2 protein-coding genes and 2 pseudogenes are annotated in these 2,391 nt (G+C 62.0%); 2 read left to right on the top strand and 2 right to left on the bottom strand.

Annotation, left to right across the window (positions count from 1 at the left end):
* Positions 1-65: 65 nt before the first annotated feature.
* Positions 66-625, top strand: a pseudogene (locus LH128_RS35070) (IS110 family transposase); the annotation flags it as partial.
* A 313-nt stretch (positions 626-938) separates the two neighbouring features.
* A complete protein-coding gene (locus tag LH128_RS28795; protein WP_008833231.1) occupies positions 939-1,172 on the top strand; it encodes a hypothetical protein in 234 nt (77 codons plus the stop codon).
* A gap of 248 nt (positions 1,173-1,420) precedes the next feature.
* Here LH128_RS28795 and LH128_RS32620 read toward each other — a convergent pair whose 3' ends face one another.
* Both LH128_RS32620 and LH128_RS28800 read right to left on the bottom strand, forming a co-directional pair.
* Positions 1,421-1,888, bottom strand: coding sequence for an SOS response-associated peptidase family protein (locus LH128_RS32620; RefSeq protein WP_327195311.1), 468 nt, complete (start codon positions 1,886-1,888; stop codon positions 1,421-1,423).
* A 315-nt stretch (positions 1,889-2,203) separates the two neighbouring features.
* Positions 2,204-2,391: pseudogene (locus LH128_RS28800) on the bottom strand (IS6 family transposase); the annotation flags it as partial.

A 2,391-nucleotide genomic window follows, 5' to 3' on the forward strand; every position in this document is an offset into this window, starting at 1 on the left:
ATGGGCGCGGGACGGTGCCGGTGATGACAGGATCAGCCCCTCGCAGATCGTGAAGGAAGTAGCCCGTGTCAGTTTCTTCTCATGCCACCATCAGCACGCAGCAAAGTTCAATCTTCGTCTCGTTGGAATTGAGCCGATCTACTTGGCTCGTCATTTCACTGGCGCCCGGCAATGCTGCGCGGGTGTCGCGCCGAACGGTTCCGGGTGGGGACATCTTTGGCCTGTTCGCAAGGATTTCGCAGTTCCACAAGAAGGTGTGGGAAGCGCACCGGTGTCGCCTACAGTTTGATCGTCATTCAGGAGGCGGGGCTCGATGGATTCGGGATTCATCGTTGTCTTGAGAAAGAAGGCATTGAAAGCCACGTCGTGGATGTGGCTTTCAATGCCGCCTCTCGGTGCAGTCGGCGGGCAGAGACCGACCGCCTTGATGGTGAGGCGCTGGTGCGCGCGCTGCTCGGCTACTAACGTGGCGAGCCACGGATATGTGCCATGGTGGGGGTGCCCCGGCGTCGAGGACGAAGACCACGGGCGGATCGGACGCGAACAACGGGTACTCGTTGGCGAACGTATCCAGCATGTAAATCACATCAAGGGATCGCTGTTCGCCCAAGGGATCGACCTTTACACCTTCGCGCTGGTCGTAATCAATCACATCCAGCGGGTCGCTTTCCGGGGCCTGATCGGCATCCAAAACTCTGTTGTCGTGCTCGACAGCTTCGATGAGCGCGTTCACGTTGCCCCAGCGACAGGGGGGGGAGCGTTGATCAATGACTTTCCAAATGATGTTTCGGTTCATCCCTCGATTCGCCGACATCCGCTATCTGCTTAATGGCGTCCTAAACCAGACAACCCCGCCGACGCAGAGGGAGGGGTGTGACAGGCGCCGGGATCGAACAGGCGAAATTGGCGTTCGGGTGGAGATGATGGCGACGAGGAGTATGATGGTGCAGATTTCTGACAATCTGCGCGACGCATTGGCCGATTGGCTGCTGTCGAACGACCTTCACGTTTCCGACGCTGACACCCCCGCCTTGCTCGATCTTGCGGAACACGGCGACGAGGCAGATCGGGCGTTCGCCTGTTCTCGCATCTTGGCACAGGCGGAAGCACGCCCGACGGTTCCGGCCTGGCTTCGCGGTGCCGCTGGCGACGAGAAATCCCCGACTGACTGACATTGCCCAGCAGTCTGCGCTCACGTATCGTCGATTCGCGCCCTTCGCCCCGGCGAAGAAACAAAACGGTCCCGGCCGCCGTTGCGTGGAAGGCCTACCCGACGGAGCTCGCATGGACTCGATCGAACACCTCCGCCATGCCACCGATGAAGACGCCAGCGCGGCTGTTGCTGATGCTGGTGTTTCCCTCCCGATTGAGCAAGTCGCGACCTTGGCTACAGTGCTTGCGGGAATGCTGGGCGGCCCCGTCACGGGCGACGACATCGAGCGGGCTCTGGAAGGTTCGTACGTGGCGCTTCCACTCGGCAGCCCCGCCGCGGTGCTTGGAGCGTTGCAGCGAACGGGCGCTTTTGAAAGCATAGTCCTTCGGTTCGATCTACGACCAGCGGCCCCTTCCACGTGCGCAGAAGCGCTAAGGCTTCATCCGGCGTTTCATCGGTCCATCCTGACCAGTCCTCGCGCCGCAGGATGGTTGGTATTCGGTTGTGGATGTCGGACATCTGCTCGCAGCCCGGCACCATGACCATGGAATAGGCGTCACCCCACTCGTCGAGCGGTCGCCAGATCCCGGTGATGGCGGAGATTTTCTCTCGGGGTAGCGAGTGCCACGTGCGGGTGCTGTGCCGGTCCTTGCCTTCGGGCTCGCAACATTGCGTCATCGGGATCAGGCAGCGTCGCTCGCGGAAGCTGCCTCTCCAGATCAGGTAGATCGGCAGCTTGTCGTCGCGGGCGCTGTTGACCGGCGAGGGCTTGAGCGGCTTGCCGGCCGCCTTGCTGACGGCCGTGGGGCGGGAAGCCCCAGGACATGGCGCTCAGCTCGCCATCGACCGCGACGAGGCCGGGGTAGCGCTGCCAGATCTCTTCCGCATGGTTCGCGCCGGGGGTTTTACGCGTGCAGAAGAACATCGCGACCTCGGCGTCCTTTCTCCGCATGCGGTAAAGATTGCGCATGCATCGATGACGGCGACGCTGCCGACGGCTCTGTTGCAAAGATTGGCGGCAGTCAGAGGTAGGCTGTCGCTCTGCGCCGATCAGGCGGCTGCTGCGAAATGGTGGTTGAGCATGCCCATGGCCTCCGTCAGCGCCGAGGGCCCAATGCCAAAAGCTCTCTCCACAAGGCGCACCTCGCCCCTGATGCCGGGCTGCAGGCACCAGGGGCGAGCCTGTCCTTTGCGCAGGGCTCGCATGACTTCGAATCCCTTGATCGTGGCATAGGCCG

The sequence above is a fragment of the Sphingomonas sp. LH128 genome, from assembly GCF_000293195.2.
Classification (GTDB): Bacteria; Pseudomonadota; Alphaproteobacteria; order Sphingomonadales; family Sphingomonadaceae; genus Novosphingobium; species Novosphingobium resinovorum_A.

Excerpts from the sequence above, each read along its gene's own strand:
- LH128_RS28795 (WP_008833231.1), top strand. The coding sequence starts at position 939 with ATGATGGTGCAGATTTCTGACAATCTGCGCGACGCATTGGCCGATTGG.